The organism is Nocardia sp. NPDC051787 (assembly GCF_040681325.1).
GTDB lineage: Bacteria > Actinomycetota > Actinomycetes > Mycobacteriales > Mycobacteriaceae > Nocardia.
Genome location: NZ_JBFAYO010000045.1, coordinates 28,870 through 45,062 on the forward strand (window position 1 = coordinate 28,870; position 16,193 = coordinate 45,062).

General features: G+C 66.6%; 13 protein-coding genes and 2 pseudogenes. 7 read left to right on the forward strand and 8 right to left on the reverse strand.

Annotated elements, in window-relative coordinates; genetic code table 11:
• Window positions 1-133: 133 nt before the first annotated feature.
• From arsA to AB0M45_RS31380, 5 genes are read right to left on the reverse strand one after another with little or no spacing between them, the layout of a single operon-like run.
• Complete coding sequence (arsA, locus tag AB0M45_RS31360; protein WP_364336620.1) at window positions 134-1,906, reverse strand: arsenical pump-driving ATPase; 1,773 nt, start codon at window positions 1,904-1,906, stop codon at window positions 134-136.
• Between the two features lie 5 nt (window positions 1,907-1,911).
• The gene (gene arsD, locus AB0M45_RS31365) at window positions 1,912-2,310 is read right to left on the reverse strand and encodes an arsenite efflux transporter metallochaperone ArsD (protein ID WP_364336622.1); all 399 of its coding nucleotides are present in this window, start codon (window positions 2,308-2,310) and stop codon (window positions 1,912-1,914) included.
• 15 nt (window positions 2,311-2,325) lie between these two features.
• Complete coding sequence (locus AB0M45_RS31370; RefSeq protein WP_364336624.1) at window positions 2,326-2,736, reverse strand: arsenate reductase ArsC; 411 nt, start codon at window positions 2,734-2,736, stop codon at window positions 2,326-2,328.
• 15 nt (window positions 2,737-2,751) lie between these two features.
• Window positions 2,752-3,486, reverse strand: coding sequence for an MIP/aquaporin family protein (locus tag AB0M45_RS31375; RefSeq protein ID WP_364336626.1), 735 nt, complete (start codon window positions 3,484-3,486; stop codon window positions 2,752-2,754).
• Window positions 3,487-3,491: 5 nt separating this feature from the next.
• Window positions 3,492-3,860 (reverse strand): metalloregulator ArsR/SmtB family transcription factor, encoded by a 369-nt coding sequence (locus AB0M45_RS31380; RefSeq protein WP_364336628.1) that lies wholly within the window; start codon window positions 3,858-3,860, stop codon window positions 3,492-3,494.
• Window positions 3,861-4,221: 361 nt separating this feature from the next.
• Here AB0M45_RS31380 and AB0M45_RS31385 point away from each other — a divergent pair, with 361 nt between their 5' ends.
• The 4 genes from AB0M45_RS31385 (at window position 4,222) to AB0M45_RS31400 (ending at window position 8,152) form a co-directional block, all read left to right on the forward strand.
• Complete coding sequence (locus AB0M45_RS31385; protein WP_364336630.1) at window positions 4,222-5,148, forward strand: ATP-binding cassette domain-containing protein; 927 nt, start codon at window positions 4,222-4,224, stop codon at window positions 5,146-5,148.
• On the forward strand, window positions 5,145-5,960 hold the full coding sequence (locus AB0M45_RS31390) for an ABC transporter permease (RefSeq protein ID WP_364336632.1): 816 nt from the start codon (window positions 5,145-5,147) through the stop codon (window positions 5,958-5,960). Before AB0M45_RS31385 ends, AB0M45_RS31390 begins: the two co-directional genes overlap by 4 nt.
• Window positions 5,961-6,432: 472 nt before the next feature.
• Window positions 6,433-7,095: a sigma-70 family RNA polymerase sigma factor gene (locus AB0M45_RS31395; protein WP_364336634.1), complete on the forward strand. Its 663-nt coding sequence runs from the start codon at window positions 6,433-6,435 to the stop codon at window positions 7,093-7,095.
• A gap of 532 nt (window positions 7,096-7,627) precedes the next feature.
• Window positions 7,628-8,152 (forward strand): DinB family protein, encoded by a 525-nt coding sequence (locus AB0M45_RS31400; protein WP_364336636.1) that lies wholly within the window; start codon window positions 7,628-7,630, stop codon window positions 8,150-8,152.
• Window positions 8,153-8,160: 8 nt separating this feature from the next.
• Here AB0M45_RS31400 and AB0M45_RS31405 read toward each other — a convergent pair whose 3' ends face one another.
• Entirely contained in the window at window positions 8,161-9,021 is an 861-nt protein-coding gene (locus AB0M45_RS31405) for a metalloregulator ArsR/SmtB family transcription factor (RefSeq protein ID WP_364336638.1), read from the reverse strand.
• 102 nt (window positions 9,022-9,123) lie between these two features.
• Here AB0M45_RS31405 and AB0M45_RS31410 point away from each other — a divergent pair, with 102 nt between their 5' ends.
• The 3 genes and pseudogenes from AB0M45_RS31410 to AB0M45_RS31420 all read left to right on the forward strand — a co-directional run.
• Window positions 9,124-10,485, forward strand: a complete 1,362-nt coding sequence (locus AB0M45_RS31410; RefSeq protein WP_364336640.1) for an FAD-dependent oxidoreductase — start codon at window positions 9,124-9,126, stop codon at window positions 10,483-10,485.
• A 13-nt stretch (window positions 10,486-10,498) separates the two neighbouring features.
• Window positions 10,499-11,710 (forward strand): annotated as a pseudogene (locus AB0M45_RS31415) (MFS transporter).
• 117 nt (window positions 11,711-11,827) lie between these two features.
• Window positions 11,828-12,259, forward strand: a pseudogene (locus tag AB0M45_RS31420) (NAD(P)-binding domain-containing protein); the annotation flags it as partial.
• A gap of 547 nt (window positions 12,260-12,806) precedes the next feature.
• Here AB0M45_RS31420 and AB0M45_RS31425 read toward each other — a convergent pair.
• Both AB0M45_RS31425 and AB0M45_RS31430 read right to left on the reverse strand, forming a co-directional pair.
• The gene (locus AB0M45_RS31425; RefSeq protein WP_364336642.1) at window positions 12,807-13,241 is read right to left on the reverse strand and encodes a hypothetical protein; all 435 of its coding nucleotides are present in this window, start codon (window positions 13,239-13,241) and stop codon (window positions 12,807-12,809) included.
• Window positions 13,242-13,667: 426 nt separating this feature from the next.
• Window positions 13,668-15,404: a hypothetical protein gene (locus AB0M45_RS31430; RefSeq protein ID WP_364336644.1), complete on the reverse strand. Its 1,737-nt coding sequence runs from the start codon at window positions 15,402-15,404 to the stop codon at window positions 13,668-13,670.
• Window positions 15,405-16,193 lie beyond the last annotated feature (789 nt).

Here is a 16,193-nt window from a genome sequence, read left to right on the forward strand (position 1 = left end):
ATCCCCCATGGGATCCGCGTGGGACGCGGTGCAAGTGGCCACCCGAGCGTCGGTCCGCGAGCACCGGCTCAGCGTTTCGCCAATTCTTGACGGTCTGACCGCTGGCCCGTGGGTGTAGGTCGCGAACCCCGACCTACACCGGGGTGGTGACCCCGCTGGACTCGACGAGTTCGGTCAACGCTGCGACCCCGGTCGGGTCCTGGGTTCGGGCACCGACAACGGCCAGGCGGGCAGCGTATCGGGTGGCGACGGTGTGGATCTCGTTGCTCTCACCGTGTGCGCGGTGCCGCAGCAACGGCGTGGTCGGACCTGCCGCGCCGACACAGTTGTTGATCACCCACGCCCACGGGCTGATACCGGCGCGTTGCAGGTCTTCCTGGAGTTGGGCCGCTTCGAGGACCGGAGTTGTCTCGGCCAGGGTGACGAGCACGACTTTGGTCTGGGCGGGATCCTGCAACCGCATCAACGGCGTGGTGAAAGCTTGGTGCTCGCCCATCTGCCGGGCTACTTCACGATGGTAGGAGCCTGTCGCGTCCAGCAGCAGCAGCGTATGTCCGGTGGGTGCGGTATCGACGATGACGAATCGACGTCGAGACTCGTGCACGATGCGGGAAAAGGCTTGGAACACCGCGACTTCTTCGATACAGGGAGAACGTAGATCCTCGACCAGCGCCGCGCGGCCTTGTGCGTCGAGGTTCGCGCCCTTGGTAGCCAATACACGTCGCCGGTAGGTTTCGGTAGCCTCGGCCGGGTCGATGCGCGAGACCACCAGATTCGCGACTGTCTCGGGTAGAGCAGTGTGCAGGTGAGCAGCGGGATCGGTGGTGGTCAGATGCACATCCTGACCACGGAAAGCCAGCGCGACCGCGAGCGCGGCGGCGATGGTGGTCTTACCGACACCGCCCTTGCCCATGCACAGGATCAACCCGTGCCCGTCGGCCTCGATCTCCTCGACCAGCCCGGCCAACGGTGCGTCGGCAACAGCGGGCGGCGCGACATCGAGTGCGGGCATCCGTGCGTGATGGTCGGTGAAGAAGACCTCGAGCGCGTCGAGACCGACGATATCGGTGGGGGCGAGTTCGACACGGTCACACGGCAATTCGGCCAGCGTCGCAGGCATAGCCGCGATCGCGGCTTGCTCGCGAGCGTGGAGCGCAGCGGCCAGTGGGTCATCACCGCCGGTGTCGGGCAGCAGGGCGTTGAGGACCAGATAGCGGCCGGTGATGCCGGTGGCGGCCAGTTCGGTCGCGGTGCGGTCGAGTTCGGTCAGCGTCGAGGTCTGAGCACGAGCCACCAAAACCAGGCGGCTGCGGGCCGGGTCTTGCAGCGCCGCCACCGCGCTCGCGTAGTCCGTGCGGTGGCGGTCCAAGCCCGACAGCGGACCCAGGCAGGAGGCATCGCCCTTGCCCGTGTCGAGGAACTGCGTCCACGCGCCGGGCAGCCGCAGCAGCCGGATGGTGTGGCCGGTGGGAGCGGTGTCGAACACGACATGATCGAAACCGGTGCCCTCGCCACTGAGCAGGCTTGTGAACTCGTTGAACGAGGCGATCTCGGTGGTGCACGACCCCGACAGCTGCTCGGTGATGGTTTCGATTTCTTTGGCGGGCAGCAGGTTACGGACCGGCCCGATGATGCGCTCGCGGTAGGCGGCGGCGGTTTGCGCGGGGTCGATCTCGAGCAGCGACAGCCCGGGCACCGATTCCAGCGTGGTCACCCTCGCCCCGACCTCGCATCCGAAGACGTGTCCGAGGTTCGCGGCGGGGTCGGTACTGACCAGCAGCACCTCGCGACCCTGGCGGGCGAGTGCTACCGCGGATGCGCACGCCACCGAGGTCTTCCCGACCCCGCCCTTGCCGGTGAACAGGAGAAACCGGGGTGCATCGGTGAGGAATTCGGGTGTCGACACGGCGGTCAGCAACAGCCGCTGCCGGGTTGACAGCCCTCGGCCTCGGACAACCCCAGCATCTGGACACCTGCCGGGGCGATGGCGGTCTCGGTGTTCGCAGCAGCCAGCCCGGCCCAGTCTGAGAGTTGGGTACGGGTCGGGTAACGGCCGGTCAAGGCGGTGACTCCGTCCACCACCACGAGCGGAAGTCCTTTGGATCCGGCCACCTCCAGGAACTTGCGCGCGATGTCGCTGGCGGCGAACGCCATCGGGTCACCGGCGAGGTTGTAGCGAGTCACCGCCGCGCCTTGGCGCCGGACCCAGTCCATGTCGGCGGAGAATTCCACCAAGGCTTGGTCGACGTCGGGGCCACACACACCGGTGTTGCAGCACAGCGCGGGTTCGAAGATCTCGACGATTGGCACGATGACTCCCGGGGATCAGACGTGGGTGGGCAGCAGTTCGGCGATGAGGTCCTCGACGCGTGAGCGGATCTCATCGCGAATCGGGCGCACCGCGTCGACACCCTTGCCTGCCGGGTCCTCGAGTTGCCAGTCGCGGTAGCTCACTCCGGGCAGAACCGGGCAGGTGTCACCGCAGCCCATGGTGATGACCACATCAGAGGTCTCCACCGCGTCATAGGTGAGGATCTTCGGGAACTGGGCGGTGATGTCGATCCCGAGTTCCTTCATCGCGGCGACGGCGGCAGGATTCAGCGACTCGGCCGGAGCGCTGCCCGCCGAGCGAACCTCGATCGCCTCACCGGCCAGATGCGCCAGAAAACCGGCGGCCATCTGCGAGCGTCCAGCGTTGTGGACGCAAACGAACAACACACTGGGCTTGGATGCCATCTGAGAATGGTCCTTTCAGACTCGAGAAAGCTTTTCGGGCTCGGTGGTCTCGTGCGGAACAACGACGTTGTCCGCGGTGGCGGCGCTGCCGGGATACAACCAGACGATCAACGCCAGCCCCAGCGCCGCACCACCGATCTGAGCGGCGATGAAGGCCGGCGCCGAGCCAGGTGCGATGCCGGCGAAGGTGTCGGAGAACATCCGGCCCACCGTGACCGCGGGGTTGGCGAAGGAGGTCGAACTGGTGAACCAGTACGCCGCGCCGATGTAGGCGCCCACCGCTGCCGCCGACATCGCTGCCCGGCCCGTGCGTGCCAGCGCGAAGATCACCGCCACCAAACCCGCCGTGGCCACTACTTCACCGACCAGATGGCCATCGCTGACGCGGTCATGGGTGGAGACCTGGAACGCGCCTACCTCGAACATGACATTGGCCAGCACCGCCCCGGCCGAGCACCCGGCGATCTGTGCGGCCACATAGCCGAGGACCTCGACGCCACCGAGCCCGGTACCGCGGCGGCGTCCGAGCAGCCAATCCGCGACAGAGACAACTGGATTGAAGTGCGCGCCCGATACCGGCCCGAACACCAGGATCAGGACGCCGAGACCGAACACCGTCGCGGTCGAGTTCTCCAACAGTTGCAAACCCGTGTTACCGGGGGAGAGCTGTTCGGCGGCGATCCCGGAACCGACGACCACCGCGACCAGCAACGCGCTGCCCACGAACTCCGCGACCAGCCGTCGCGCCATCCCGTTCACCGATCACCGACCGGCGTCGTGTCGGCCAGGAACGCCGACAGTTGCTGCAAAACAGCGGGCTCCACCCGGTAGTACACCCACGACGCGCGACGTTCACTGCTGAGCAAACCCGCCTCACGCAACACCTTCAGGTGATGCGAGATCGTCGGCTGGGTCACATCGATACCCTCGGACAGATCGCACACACACGCCTCGTGATTCGCACGGCTGGCGACCGCGCTCAGCACCCGCAGCCGAACCGGCTCCGACAGCGCCTTGAACACCCCCGCCAGCGAGACGGCGGCCTCGGCCGATAACGGCCGACGCACCACAAGGGACGCCGTGCACTCCTGCACCGGCGTCATCGCGAGCTGCGATTTAGACATGAGTCGATATTGACGGCTATCGAACCATGTGGCAAGCAAACAACTGGTGAACATGCCCAGGTGGACCCGCTCCGATCCCGACGAGGTCACCGCTTGAACTTCACGGTAGCGACCGGTCTGTATTTGCTGACTGCGATGTGTGGTCCGACCTGCCCGCGCGGCCATGGCGCGGTGGCAGGACTACGCGGGTGCCACTCATCTGAACACCGGCCGTCAGCAGCATCGGTGCGTCCAACTCGCGGCTGGTTCGTCTGAGGAAGCGGAACTCCCATCCGTCCCGGGTGCGAGCACATCTTCTTCTGAGAGGAACTGTGATGACCATTCACCTGTCCAACTACGTCCACCGCATCGGGGGTGTGCGATGACCGCCGCGGCCGTCGTGGTCGAGGATCTGCGCGTCGCGTACGGCAGAATCTGGGCGCTCGACGGTGTCGATCTGGAAGCTGCTGCTGGGACGACGCTCGGGGTGCTCGGGCACAACGGTGCCGGCAAGACCACCCTGATCCGCGCACTCACCACTCTGGTGCGGCCCACCGTCGGCCGCGTGCAGATCGCCGGCCTCGACGTGGTCGCCGACGCCACCGAGGTTCGCCGCCGGATCGGGGTGACCGGTCAATACGCCGGACTCGACGAATTCCTCACGGCCCGGGAGAATTTGGAGCTGATCGGCCGACTGGCTGGTCTGCGCCGTACCGCCCGCACACGTGCCGACGCGCTGATCGACCGGCTCGGGCTGGGTGAGTACGCGACTCGGCGGGTCGGGGAACTGTCCGGCGGTTCCCGCCGCCGCGTCGATCTGGCCGCCAGCCTCGTCGCCGACCCGTCGGTGCTGTTCCTCGACGAGCCGACCACCGGTCTGGACCCCCTGGCCCGCGCCGGGCTGTGGGATGTCGTCGACGAGCTCACCACCGCGGGCACCACCGTCGTGCTCACGACCCAGTATCTCGAGGAAGCCGACCGGCTCGCCGACCACATCGTGGTCCTGAGCCGCGGCCGGGTCGCTGCCCGCGGCACCCCCGCCGAGCTGAAACGGATCGTCGGCGGCAAGGTCCTGCACGCCACCGTCCCCATCCACCAGATCGCGGATCTGCCGTTCACCCCGGACACCGACCAGGTCGACGGCACCCGGGTGCGGGTGTCGGTCACGGTCGATGACGCCCCCACCGCGACCGCACTGGTCGCCGAGTTGCACCGCGGCGGTGTCGAAGTCAACGACCTGGATGTGACCTCCCCGAGTCTCGATGACGTCTTCACCCACCTCGCCCACACCACCGGAGCCCACCGATGACCACCACCACGACCACGATCGGGCGTTCCCCGATCGGAGACCAGCTCGCCGCCCTGACCGTCCGGAACCTGCGCACCAGCGCCCGCGTCCCGCAACTGCTGATGTTCTCGCTGACCATGCCGATGGCGATGCTCGTATTGTTCAGCCAGGTGTTCCGCAGCGTCGCCGCCGGACCCGGCTTCCCGGCCGGGGTCAGCTACATCGACTTCCTCACCCCGGCCATGCTCGCCGTCTCGACAGTGATGGCCGGTACCAACGCCGGAGTCTCGGCCGCGATCGATCACACCAACGGCCTACATGACCGCTTCGCGGCCCTGCCGATGCGGGCGACGTTGCCCGGGGTGGCTCGCACTATCAACGAGGCCGTCTTCACCCTCGCCCGAGCCGCGCTGCTCGGGATCGCAGCCGTGGCATTGGGTTTCGAGTTCCACGGCACCGCCGTCGATGCTGTCGCCGCGGTCGTGGTGCTGGTGGTGCTGGCGGGGGCGATGAGCGCCCTGTTCGGGCTGATCGGCGACCGGCTACGCCGCCCGGACGTGGTCCAGTTCGCCGGAATGATGGTGATGATGCCGCTGATGTTCGTCTCGAGTGCGTTCGCACCGATCCAGACCATGCCCGGCTGGATGCAGGCCATGGCCACGATGAATCCGGTCGCACACGCCACCGACGCCCTGCGCGGGCACGTGCTCGGCACCGCCACCGCCACCGCCGCCGACACCGCCACCGCCTTGCTCGCGGCGATCGGCCTGTGGGCCGCGGTCACCGCTGTCCCCTTCCTGGCCCGCCGGGTTCGACCGGCGCGCGTCCGCTGAACGACGACGCACCCGCCCGTCCTTGTCCCTTTGGAAAGGGAAGGGCGGGGCGGGATTTGCGGGTGCGTTGATGTTCCGGGGCTGGACACCCCGATGGCCTCTACCCCGAGGGGATAGAGGCGCTGGGAGTGCTTTGTCAGCGGATACGCCCTGTGCGGGCGTCGACGGCGCTCATGCGGTGGCGTCGAGCAGATGCAGTTCCTCCGCCACGATCAGATCGACCTCTTCTTCGGCCAGATCCGACAACAGATGTGTGGTCAGCATCGCCCTCACCTCCTCACGGCGCTTTGTGGGGTTCGTCGAATCGGAAAACCCGACATCGACATCGACACCCATACAGACGTGACACCCCGGATTCGGACGCAGGATGCGTCCGATCACTGCGACCGTCGTCGATATCGGGCACCGCGCACCAAGGCTCGCCAACCACAGGGGTGGGCGAGGATGCTGGAGGGGGAGAGGAACCTCGATCATGAGCGAGACAACGGCCACCACCGAGACCACACCACGAGCGGACCACGCTGATCTCGACCAGCTCTGGCGCCGCTTTTCGGACGACCTGCGGGCCTTCATCGCCCGCCGGGTCTCGCGCCAGGAAGACGCCGACGACATCTTGTCCATCGTGTTCCTGCGCATGGCCCAAAGCCTGGACAAACTGCGCGATCAGGACCGGCTGCTGGGCTGGATGTATGCCATCACCCGCAATGCGATCACCGACTACTACCGGTCCGCGCCCCATCGCCGCGAACTACCCGTCGACGCCGTCCCCGACAACCCATCCACCACCGAAGCTGAGCCCGACACCGGCGAGGCTGCGGAGAAAGAACTCGCCTCGTGCCTGGGGCCGATGCTCTCCGGGCTGCCCGCCGAGCAGGCCGCGGCGGTGAGGATGGTCGACTTCGACGCCCGCACGCACACCGCTGCTGCCAGTGCGGCGGGTATTTCGGTGTCGGGGATGAAATCTCGCGTGCAACGCGGCCGCGCCGCTCTGAAGGCCAAATTGCACGCCTGCTGTCAGATCAGCCAGGACCGCACCGGCCACGTGCACGACTACCAACCCCGCGACGGAGCCTGCGGCGGCGCAGCCAGCAGCGACACAGGCTGCGGCTGTGGTGCCACACCACGCGACCAGTAGACCGGCACACCAGTTCGGGAACGCCCGCCCGTCATCAGCAGGATCGCCACGATAAGACAAAGGTGCGGTGCGAGCCGTTCGAGGCTCGCACCGCACCATGCTGGGTGAGGGCTATTGGCAGCCGCAGCCGCCGCCAGCTGTGGCCGCCGGAGCGCAGCACGTCGCCTTGTCGCTCTGGTCGCAGCACGAGGTCTGCTCTTCGGTGCTGCAACAGGAGCGCGCCGCAGGCTGCGGCGATGCGTCGGTCCGATGTGCCGCCGTGGACTCGAATTCATTCGGGTTGGTCATGATGACTCCTGGATCAGTGGGGATGGGTACCAGGACAGACGGAGAACAACAGGAAAGGACGCACCCGGGCGGGTGAACCGATATCCAGGCACCGGAGGCAACCCCGAGATCGAACGAACTCTGGGCCACCTCTGGAGCGATCACCTGTCAGGTGGCGGTTGTGAAGCCCGAACAGTCGGGTGGACGATGAAGACTGCCACGGAGCCGCAGATCTTTTCGGCCATTGAATCGAGGCGCCATGCCGGTGACGGATCGAAGCGTGCTCGCCGCCGACCTGGAGCGAGCGCGCGCCGACTTCCACGCTCTGCTGAGAGCGGCGGGCGAGGACGACTGGGGCAAGGCGTCGGCGGGGACCCGCTGGAGCAACGAGCAACTGCTGTTCCACATGCTGTTCGGGTACATGGTGGTGCGTCGGCTGCTGATCGTTCTGCACGTGATGGGGCGGCTGCCCGACGGCGTCGGACGCGGATTCGCCGCAGTACTCGACGCCGCGACAGCGCCGTTCGATGTGATCAACTACTACGGCTCGTGCTGGGCGGCTCGTGTCTACAACCGCCACCGGATGGGAGCGAAACTCGACCGGGTGATCGGCTCGCTACAACGCTCGCTGGCACACGAACGAGAGACCGAATTCCAGCGCGGTATGCACTACCCGACCCGGTGGGATCCCTATTTCGCCGATTGCATGACCCTCGCCGACATCTACGCCTATCCCGGCCGCCATTACGACCACCACCGGCGCCAACTCACCCTCACCGGCATGCGGTGAGCGCCGGCTCAAACCACCGGGCTGCGGCGTTCGAGGAACACGCTGTCGCGCCACTTTCCGTCGAGTTGGGCGATGCGTTCGCGTACCCCGACGGTGCGGTAGCCCGCGGAGTGGTGCACGGCGATCCCGGCGCGGTTGTCCGGGAAGATCGAGGTCTGCAGCGTCCACAGCCCGGCTTCGTCGGCGGCGATGACCTGGCGGTGCAGCAGCGCTTTCCCGACGCCGCGCCCGCGCATTTGCTCGGCGACATACACCGAGCTCTCGGCCACCCCCTGGTAGCCCTCATGGGAGGAGACCAGGCTGAGTGCGGCCCAGCCGACGACCTCGCCGTCGATCTCGGCCACCCATCGATGCTGGGGCAGCCATCGCGCTTCGAGGGCTTCTCGGCTGGGGACCTCGGTGGTGGCGGTGCGGGTGGCGATGCCCTCGCCGTAGATGCGGCGCACCGCCTCCCAATCGTTCGCGCGCATCTGCCGGACGGTGACGTCGGCCGGCAGATCCGTCGGGCAGCAGGGCCGCAGGGTCAACACGCCCATGACCGCGTCGGCGGCGTGGGGCAGGCCGGTGCAGCAGGCGGGGTTGATCACCACGACGGTGGAGGTGCGGTCCTTGTGGACGCTGACGAACCCGACATCGGCGAGTTTGCGCACGTGATGCGACACCGTGGGCTGCCCGATCCCCAGCGCTTCGGCGAGTTCACCGACGGTGATCCCGGCCGGGCGGGCGGCGACCTGATGCAGCAGCCGCACCCGCGTCGGATCGGCCAGGCAGGCGAACCACTGCGCGTAGGTGGTCGCATCACCCACCGTCAGCGCGTCCACCCGGCCCGCACCGGTTGTGCGCACGACCGGCATATCCAACGAAGTCATAACCACCACTATATCGACAGTCATCGATGGTTGCATTCATCGACAGACGTCGATAGAGTTCATCACCAACTTAATCGATGACCGTCGATGAAAGGATGTCTCATGGTGAACGAGCTCCCCGTGGTGGTGGTCGGAGCCGGGCCGATCGGCCTGGCCGCCGCCGCTGAACTGCGTGAACGAGGACTGAATCCGCTGGTGTTCGAACGCGGCGCCACCGCTGGTGCGGCCGTGGGCGAGTGGAATCATGTGCGGCTGTTCTCCCGCTGGGCCGAACTCATCGCCCCGGCCGCCCGCCGCCTGCTCGAGCCCAGCGGCTGGGCCGCCCCGGCGCAGAACACCTACCCGACCGGTCAGGACTGGGTCGACGACTACCTGGTGCCGCTGGCGAAAGCGCTCGGCGAGGACGTGGTCGTCCTCGACACCGAGGTCGTGGGCGTGGCCCGCCGCGGCCGCGACCGGGTCGTGAACGCCGGACGCGACAGCGAACCCCTCTCGGTGCACCTGCGCTACGGCGACGGCAGCGAAGACCGGGTCCTGGCACGTGCGGTGATCGACGCCTCCGGCACCTGGGGCGCGCCCAACCCGCTCGGCGGCGAAGGGTTGCCCGCGCTGGGCGAAACCACTGCCGCCGCGGTGATCGACTACCGGGTGCCCGACCTCGACGACGACACCGTCCGCGCCCGATACGCGGGCAAGCACACTGTGATCGCCGGGAGTGGGCATTCGGCGTTGACCGCGATCATCGCGCTGGCCGAGGTCGCGAAGAACGAGCCGGGCACCCGGTTGACCTGGGTGCTGCGCCGCGGGGAGGTTGGCTCCACCTTCGGTGGCGGCGAGGCCGATCAGTTGCCCGCGCGCGGCGCACTCGGGCAGCGCGCCAAGCACGCGCTCGACGCCGGTCTGCTCACAGTCGTGACCGGATTCCGTACCGCCGCAATCGAACCCACCGGCAACGGTCGGCACAGGCTGGTGTCGGATGCCGGTCGCCGGGTCGAGGACGTGGATCGGGTGGTGGTGTTGACGGGGTTCCGCCCGGAGTTGTCGTGGCTGTCGGAGGTCCGCCTCGGCCTGGATCCGGTCCTGCAAGCCCCGACGCAGCTGGCACCGCTGATCGATCCGAACGCGCACTCCTGCGGCACCGTCTACCCCCACGGCGTCACCGAACTCGCACACCCCGAACCGAACGTGTTCCTGGCCGGGATGAAAAGCTACGGCCGCGCCCCGACCTTCCTGGCCATGACCGGCTACGAACAGGTCCGCTCCATCGCCGCCGCCCTCGCCGGGGACCACGAATCGGCCACCCGCGTCGAGCTCACCCTGCCCGACACCGGTGTCTGCGGCGGCGCCGGTGTCTTCGACGACCCCGCCGCCGCCACCGGCACCGCGGACAACGGCGGGGGAGGCGGCAGGGCACCGCAACCGGAACTGATCACCCTCGGCACGGCCGCACCCGCGCGAGCGTAACCCCTTGCCCGACATCACTGTTGCCGCTCCGCGGGCCGGGGGCCTCACCGCTACCGGCCTGCGCAGGGTGCTGACGATCTTGTGCCTGACCGAGATCACCAGCTGGGGCATCCTCTACTACGCCTTCCCCGTCCTATCGGTCTCCATCACCGAGGACACCGGGTGGTCGGCGCCAACCATCACCGCCGCCTTCTCCCTGAGCCAACTCGCTGCCGCGCTCACCGGAATCCCGGTCGGGCGCATCATCGACCGGATCGGTCCCCGCGCCATCATGACCACCGGATCGATACTCGCCATTTCCTCGCTCATCATGGTGGCGACCGCACCGAACCTGGTGTTGTTCTTCGCGGGATGGATCGCCGCCGGGATCGCGATGGGAGCGGTGCGCTACCCGCTGGCCTTCGCTGCCCTGACCCGCTGGTACGGCGACGGGCACGTGAAAGCGTTGATGATCCTCACCCTCGCTGCGGGACTCGCCAGCACCGTCTTCGCCCCACTCACCGCGGCCATCGTGCAGCATACTGATTGGCGCGCAACCTATCTCGTCCTCACCGCGCTTCTGGCCGTGGTGACGATTCCAGCCCACTGGATCGGGCTGGACGGCCCCTGGCCGCAACCACCCCCACCGGCGAACAGTTTTCACGCCGACCACAGCGCCATCGCCCGCAGCCCCGCCTTCCTGGCCTTGGTGATCGCGTTGAGCCTAGGTGCATTCACCGCCTTCGCTGGCGTATTCAACATGGTGCCCCTGCTGATCGAACGCGGATTCTCCCCATCGCTGGCCGCGCTCACCCTCGGCCTCGGCGGCGCGGGACAAGTTCTCGGCCGCATCGGCTACCTCCCACTCGCCGCCGCCACGACGCCACGCACCCGCATTGTCGCAGCCTTCACCGCCACAGCCGCCGCGACAGCACTACTCGGACTCGGCGCCACCGCAATGGTCCTGATCGGCGTCTCGATCGATGCCGGGCTCGTGCGGGGGATCATGACGCTCATCCAGGCCACCGCGATCACCGACCGCTGGGGCGCAACCCATTACGGCCGTCTCAGCGGACTCATGTCGGCCCCGGTGGTCATCGTGATGGCGTTGGCGCCGTAGGCGGGGACCGCACTCACCAGCTGGACCGGCAGCTACGCCAACACCTACCTCGTTCTTGCTGCCATCGCCATCGTGGCCGCGATGGTCGCGCTCACCTCCGTACCCCGCGATTCCCGATCAATCTGACCTCCCGAGGACACGACAAGTGACCACCGACTACGACGCCCTCGTCATCGGTGGCGGCCAATCAGGTCTAGCCGCCACCCACCATCTCCGCAAACGCTTGGCCTCACCGTCGCTCTGCTGGAATCAGGACCCGAACCCGTCGGGTCCTGGCCGCACTACTACGACAGCCTCACCCTGTTCTCACCCGCCAAACACAGTGCGCTGCCAGGACTCCCTTTCCCCGGCAACCCCGACCACTACCCGCACCGCGACGAAGTCATCGACTACCTGCGCCACTACGCGAAAACCCTCGACGCCCACATCCACACCAACCAACGAGTCGACACCGTCACCCACGACGGACACTCCTTCGCCGCGCACACCCACACCGGTACCACCATCACCGCACCCCGGCTCATCGCCGCCACCGGCGGATTCGGATCACCCAACATCCCTGCGCTGCCAGGGCAAGACCGCTTCACCGGAAACATCGTCCACGCCAACCGCTACCGATCACCCACCGAATACGCCGGCCAGCGAATCATCGTGGTCGGCGCGGGCAACTCCGCAGTCCAGATCGCCACCGAACTTGCCGGACACGCCACTGTCACCTTGGCCAGCCGCACGCCGGTGCGATTCGTGCCCCAGCGACCTCTGGGCCGCGATGTGCACTTCTGGTTCGCCATCACAGGAATCGACACCCTGCCCATCGGGCACCTACTGCGACGGCGCCCGACCCCACCCGTGTTCGACACCGGAATCTACCGATCAGCCATGGCTGCGAACAAACCCGAGCACCGCCCAATGTTCACCACCCTCGAAGCCGGTGCAGCGGTCTGGGCCGACGGCAACGTCGCAGAAGCGGACACGGTCGTTCTCGCGACCGGATACCACCCAAACCTCGCCTATCTCAATAACATCGGCGCACTCACCGCAGACGGTCGTCCCCATCACAACCGAGGGCTGTCCACGACCCACCGCGGCCTGGGATATGTCGGTCTCGAATGGCAGCGCAGCCTGTCATCAGCCCTCGCTACGCGGTGTCGGCCGGGATGCCCGCCGCTTGGCGGCCCAGCTCCACAACAGCGTATGAGCATCGGCGCGCTCACATCGCGCATCAGCTGTTGCGTCGTGGGAGCGCACGGACGTTGCCCTGGCGGAGCATCGCGGCGCGGAGTCGAAGAATCTCCTCGTGTTGGGCGGCCAGCTGCGACAATGCGGTGGTGCGGAACTGCGTCAACTCCGTGATCCGGTTCTGCTGCACGGTGTTCCGGGCCCGGAGCTTGTCGACGGTCTGCTTCAGCCCGGTGATCTGTGCTTCTCGGGGGTCGGTGATCACACCGGATTGCCGGAGCTTGTCGCGGCGCTGTTCAAACTCGTCTTTGAGATGTAGATAGGTGCTGTAGAGCGCGGCGCGGGTGACGGCGGCTTCGTGGGCGAGGGTTTTGATATCGCATTTGCCCTCGGGTGGAAGCTCGCCACGCAGGAGCCGGTCCATCGCCGCCCGGATGCGGTCCTCGGTCTGCTGTCGCCGTTCGGGGCTGATCCTCACGCGGTGGGTTCCTGTTCGGTCGCGGCGTCGATGTCTGCCAAGACCCGCTCGGCACGGGCCAGTTGCGTCTGCAGCCGTGTTCGCTCGGTGGTTTGGCGTCGGCTGAGGTTGCCAAGGAATACTCGCGCATTGTCGGCGGCGTTCTGCCAGACCGGTCGGTGGCATGAGTGGTGTGTGGCTTGCGGACAGCGCGCTGAGTCGCACATCCCAGCCAGCGGCTTGTCCGCGGTGGGGGTTCCGGCCAGCTTCAGGCAGAGAGCTTTGGCAGGGTCGGCGAACCAACAGTAGTTCGCGACACCGAGATGTAAGGTGTTGGCGCGCTTGCCGAGAAGGACCAGTAGCTCGCGATCGGTTCGCTTGATCGCCGCCGCGCCGGCCGGGTGGTCACCGAGCTGTCGGTCGACGGATTCGAAGAACGCCGTCAGATCATGCCGCCGGGTCCAGACGGACGAATGCCGTTGCGGTAGTCGGTGAATGCTTGCATCGTGAGTTCGAGGTTGCGTTGTTGTTCCTCTTGGGCGATCTCGGCGAGAAAATGGGCCTGGGAACCGCCAGGGCGTGCCCCTCGGTGGTGGCGACAGAGATGTGTTTGAGGTGCACCTTCGCCGCAAGCAATCCGCCGGGTCGGCGCGCGAGCTCCAGCGCCAGGGTTCGGCGCAGCATCTTCAGGTTCACCGGATCCGCGGGAATCGGAGACAAGTGGAGTCGTCGGCCGTCGTCGCTGTTTACCCAGTCGCGGAACAGGGTGAGCCGTTGCCCGAAATCGATCTTGCCCTGATCGAGCAGGTGTGTGCCCGTTCCGGTGGTCCGCGCTTGCCGTAACAGTCCCAGCGCATGGTGGACTTGTTCGACGACCACCCATTCGTCCCAGGTGCCGCCGTGGGGTTGGCCTTTGATGCGTTTGCTCTTGATGCGGTAGCGCACCAAGTCTTCGGCGACGCGGGTCGGGGGGAGCCGGCAGTCGAAGGGCAGTTCGACGATCTCGCTCATCCGCATCCCCGTCACACTGGCTACCACCACCAGGCACGCGGTCCGTAAACGTTCCACCAGCGAAGACACACGGGTGTGGCCCGGCAGCGGCAATGTCCACGGCACCGATGAATTCCCGTCGGCGCGAGGCACGTGAGCGGCGTGGCGCGCAGTGGGGTGTTGTACTCCGACCTGCTGAACCGCTGCGATGAGTTCGGTGCGGCGATCGGCCGGGATTTTGAGTCCCAAGGGGTGGCGGATGCCTGCCTCCAATGCCAATCGTTTGGTGCTCACCAGCAGCAACGGGTCATTGCGATCCCAGCCACGGGCTATGCGCTTGCGGACCTGCTCGTCGGAGGTTTGCGGAAGCGGTTCACCTGCAGACATATATCGACTCACAAGCTCGGACACCGCCGACCATTGTCCGTCTGCACCGTGATGTTCCTCGAAACGATGCTCCCACTCGATTTCGCGCCGTCGTTCGGTGTCGCGCAGGGCGAGGACATGCGGGGCCAGTTCTTCGGTGACGTAGAACGCAGCAGCCAGCAGTGGCTGCAACACTTCCTGCCGCACCGGTGGTGTGCTGTTCTCACCACGATGCGTGCGGCCCACGACTTGGTGTATCGCGCGGCGGGGCCATGGCTGGAAACCCGGGCGGTAGCCGCCTGTGGTGAACAGCTCGGTGTAGGCGGCGAGCTCTTTGACGGGGGTCAGGATGTTGTGCCGATACCGTGGCGAGGTGGAGCGAACCACATTGCCGTCGTGGTCGCGGACGTGATGAGACCACTGCAGGAAGGCATCGCAGTGGTGTTGGTCGACCTCGGCCAGATCCTTGACTCCGTGGGAAGAAAGCCAGTCCAGCCAACGCCGAAGATGAATCGCCCCGGGTTTGGTGCTCAGATTATGATTTCCGGAGAGTGGCACCGGTGCGCTGCGTGCAGTACCGGTGGGCGGGCCGAGACCGGATTGAGCGCACCAACAGCAGTTATGGTGCTTCCGCCTGGCGCCGATAGACGTGGTTTGTTCGGAGCGTGACAATAAACCACCCAGTGAGGAACCACCGCCAGCGTAGATTACTGTGGAATCCACCGTTGCGACGAGCGCGCCGCTGAGGTTCCGAGACTTCCGGCGCGGGGCCCGCGACAGCGGCGGGGTGTTGGCCCACGATTGCGCCACCTCGATGACCGGCGACATCGATTAGGAGGCGTCGGGCCCGGACCACAATCCCCTGGATTTGGTTGGGGCCCTGCGGTTTGCTGTTCGATTCGATGTGGATCGAGTGGTTGTTCCCGGATTGGTCGCAGAGTGACGGCACCCCCTTCGCAGCGTGGGTAGGTTCTTCTAGGCGACCTCGGTACGGGCTGGACCGGTGAATAAGACCCCGAGCTCGCCGCCTATATCCGATAAACTCGGAGGAACTGTCGTTGCTGTGAGCACGTCTTTCCACCCTGCTCTCGACAACGTCGTCGGAGACTTCGCCGACGCCGTCGCAGCGGACAGATAGCAGGTGGATGGGTGCCGCTCACCGCGTAGGCGTGTCTGTGGTCGCCCCCTATGATGGTGATCCGCTTGATGGCCCGCGCGCTCATTGCGAGCACGAGACTCGGACTGTCTGTGCCGTACCGGTGGGGGTAGCCAGCGATGAGTGCCGCGGGGATGAGCTGTCCATTGGACACGTATCTGCCGATCGCCCTCTCCACCACGTGCTTCATGTAATAACCGTTGACCTTCGGCGTCTTGATCGGCGTGATTTTGGCTCGCAGCCAGGCAGCGATCTCCAGCACAAAGTCCTCTTGCTCAGCGAAGCATCCTGCGCGGGTCGGCGAGTTGGGCACGGCATTGCGCGGATGTTTGGCCGGGCCGCAAGACGATACCGATTCCGGAGTCGTTGATGTCAGCCGTCAAGTAATTCCTCCAGGTGAGGGGTAGTTCCGTCACGGAATTCCCCCACTCTGTCCGTCACCGTTTTCCTCCACCCGGCCG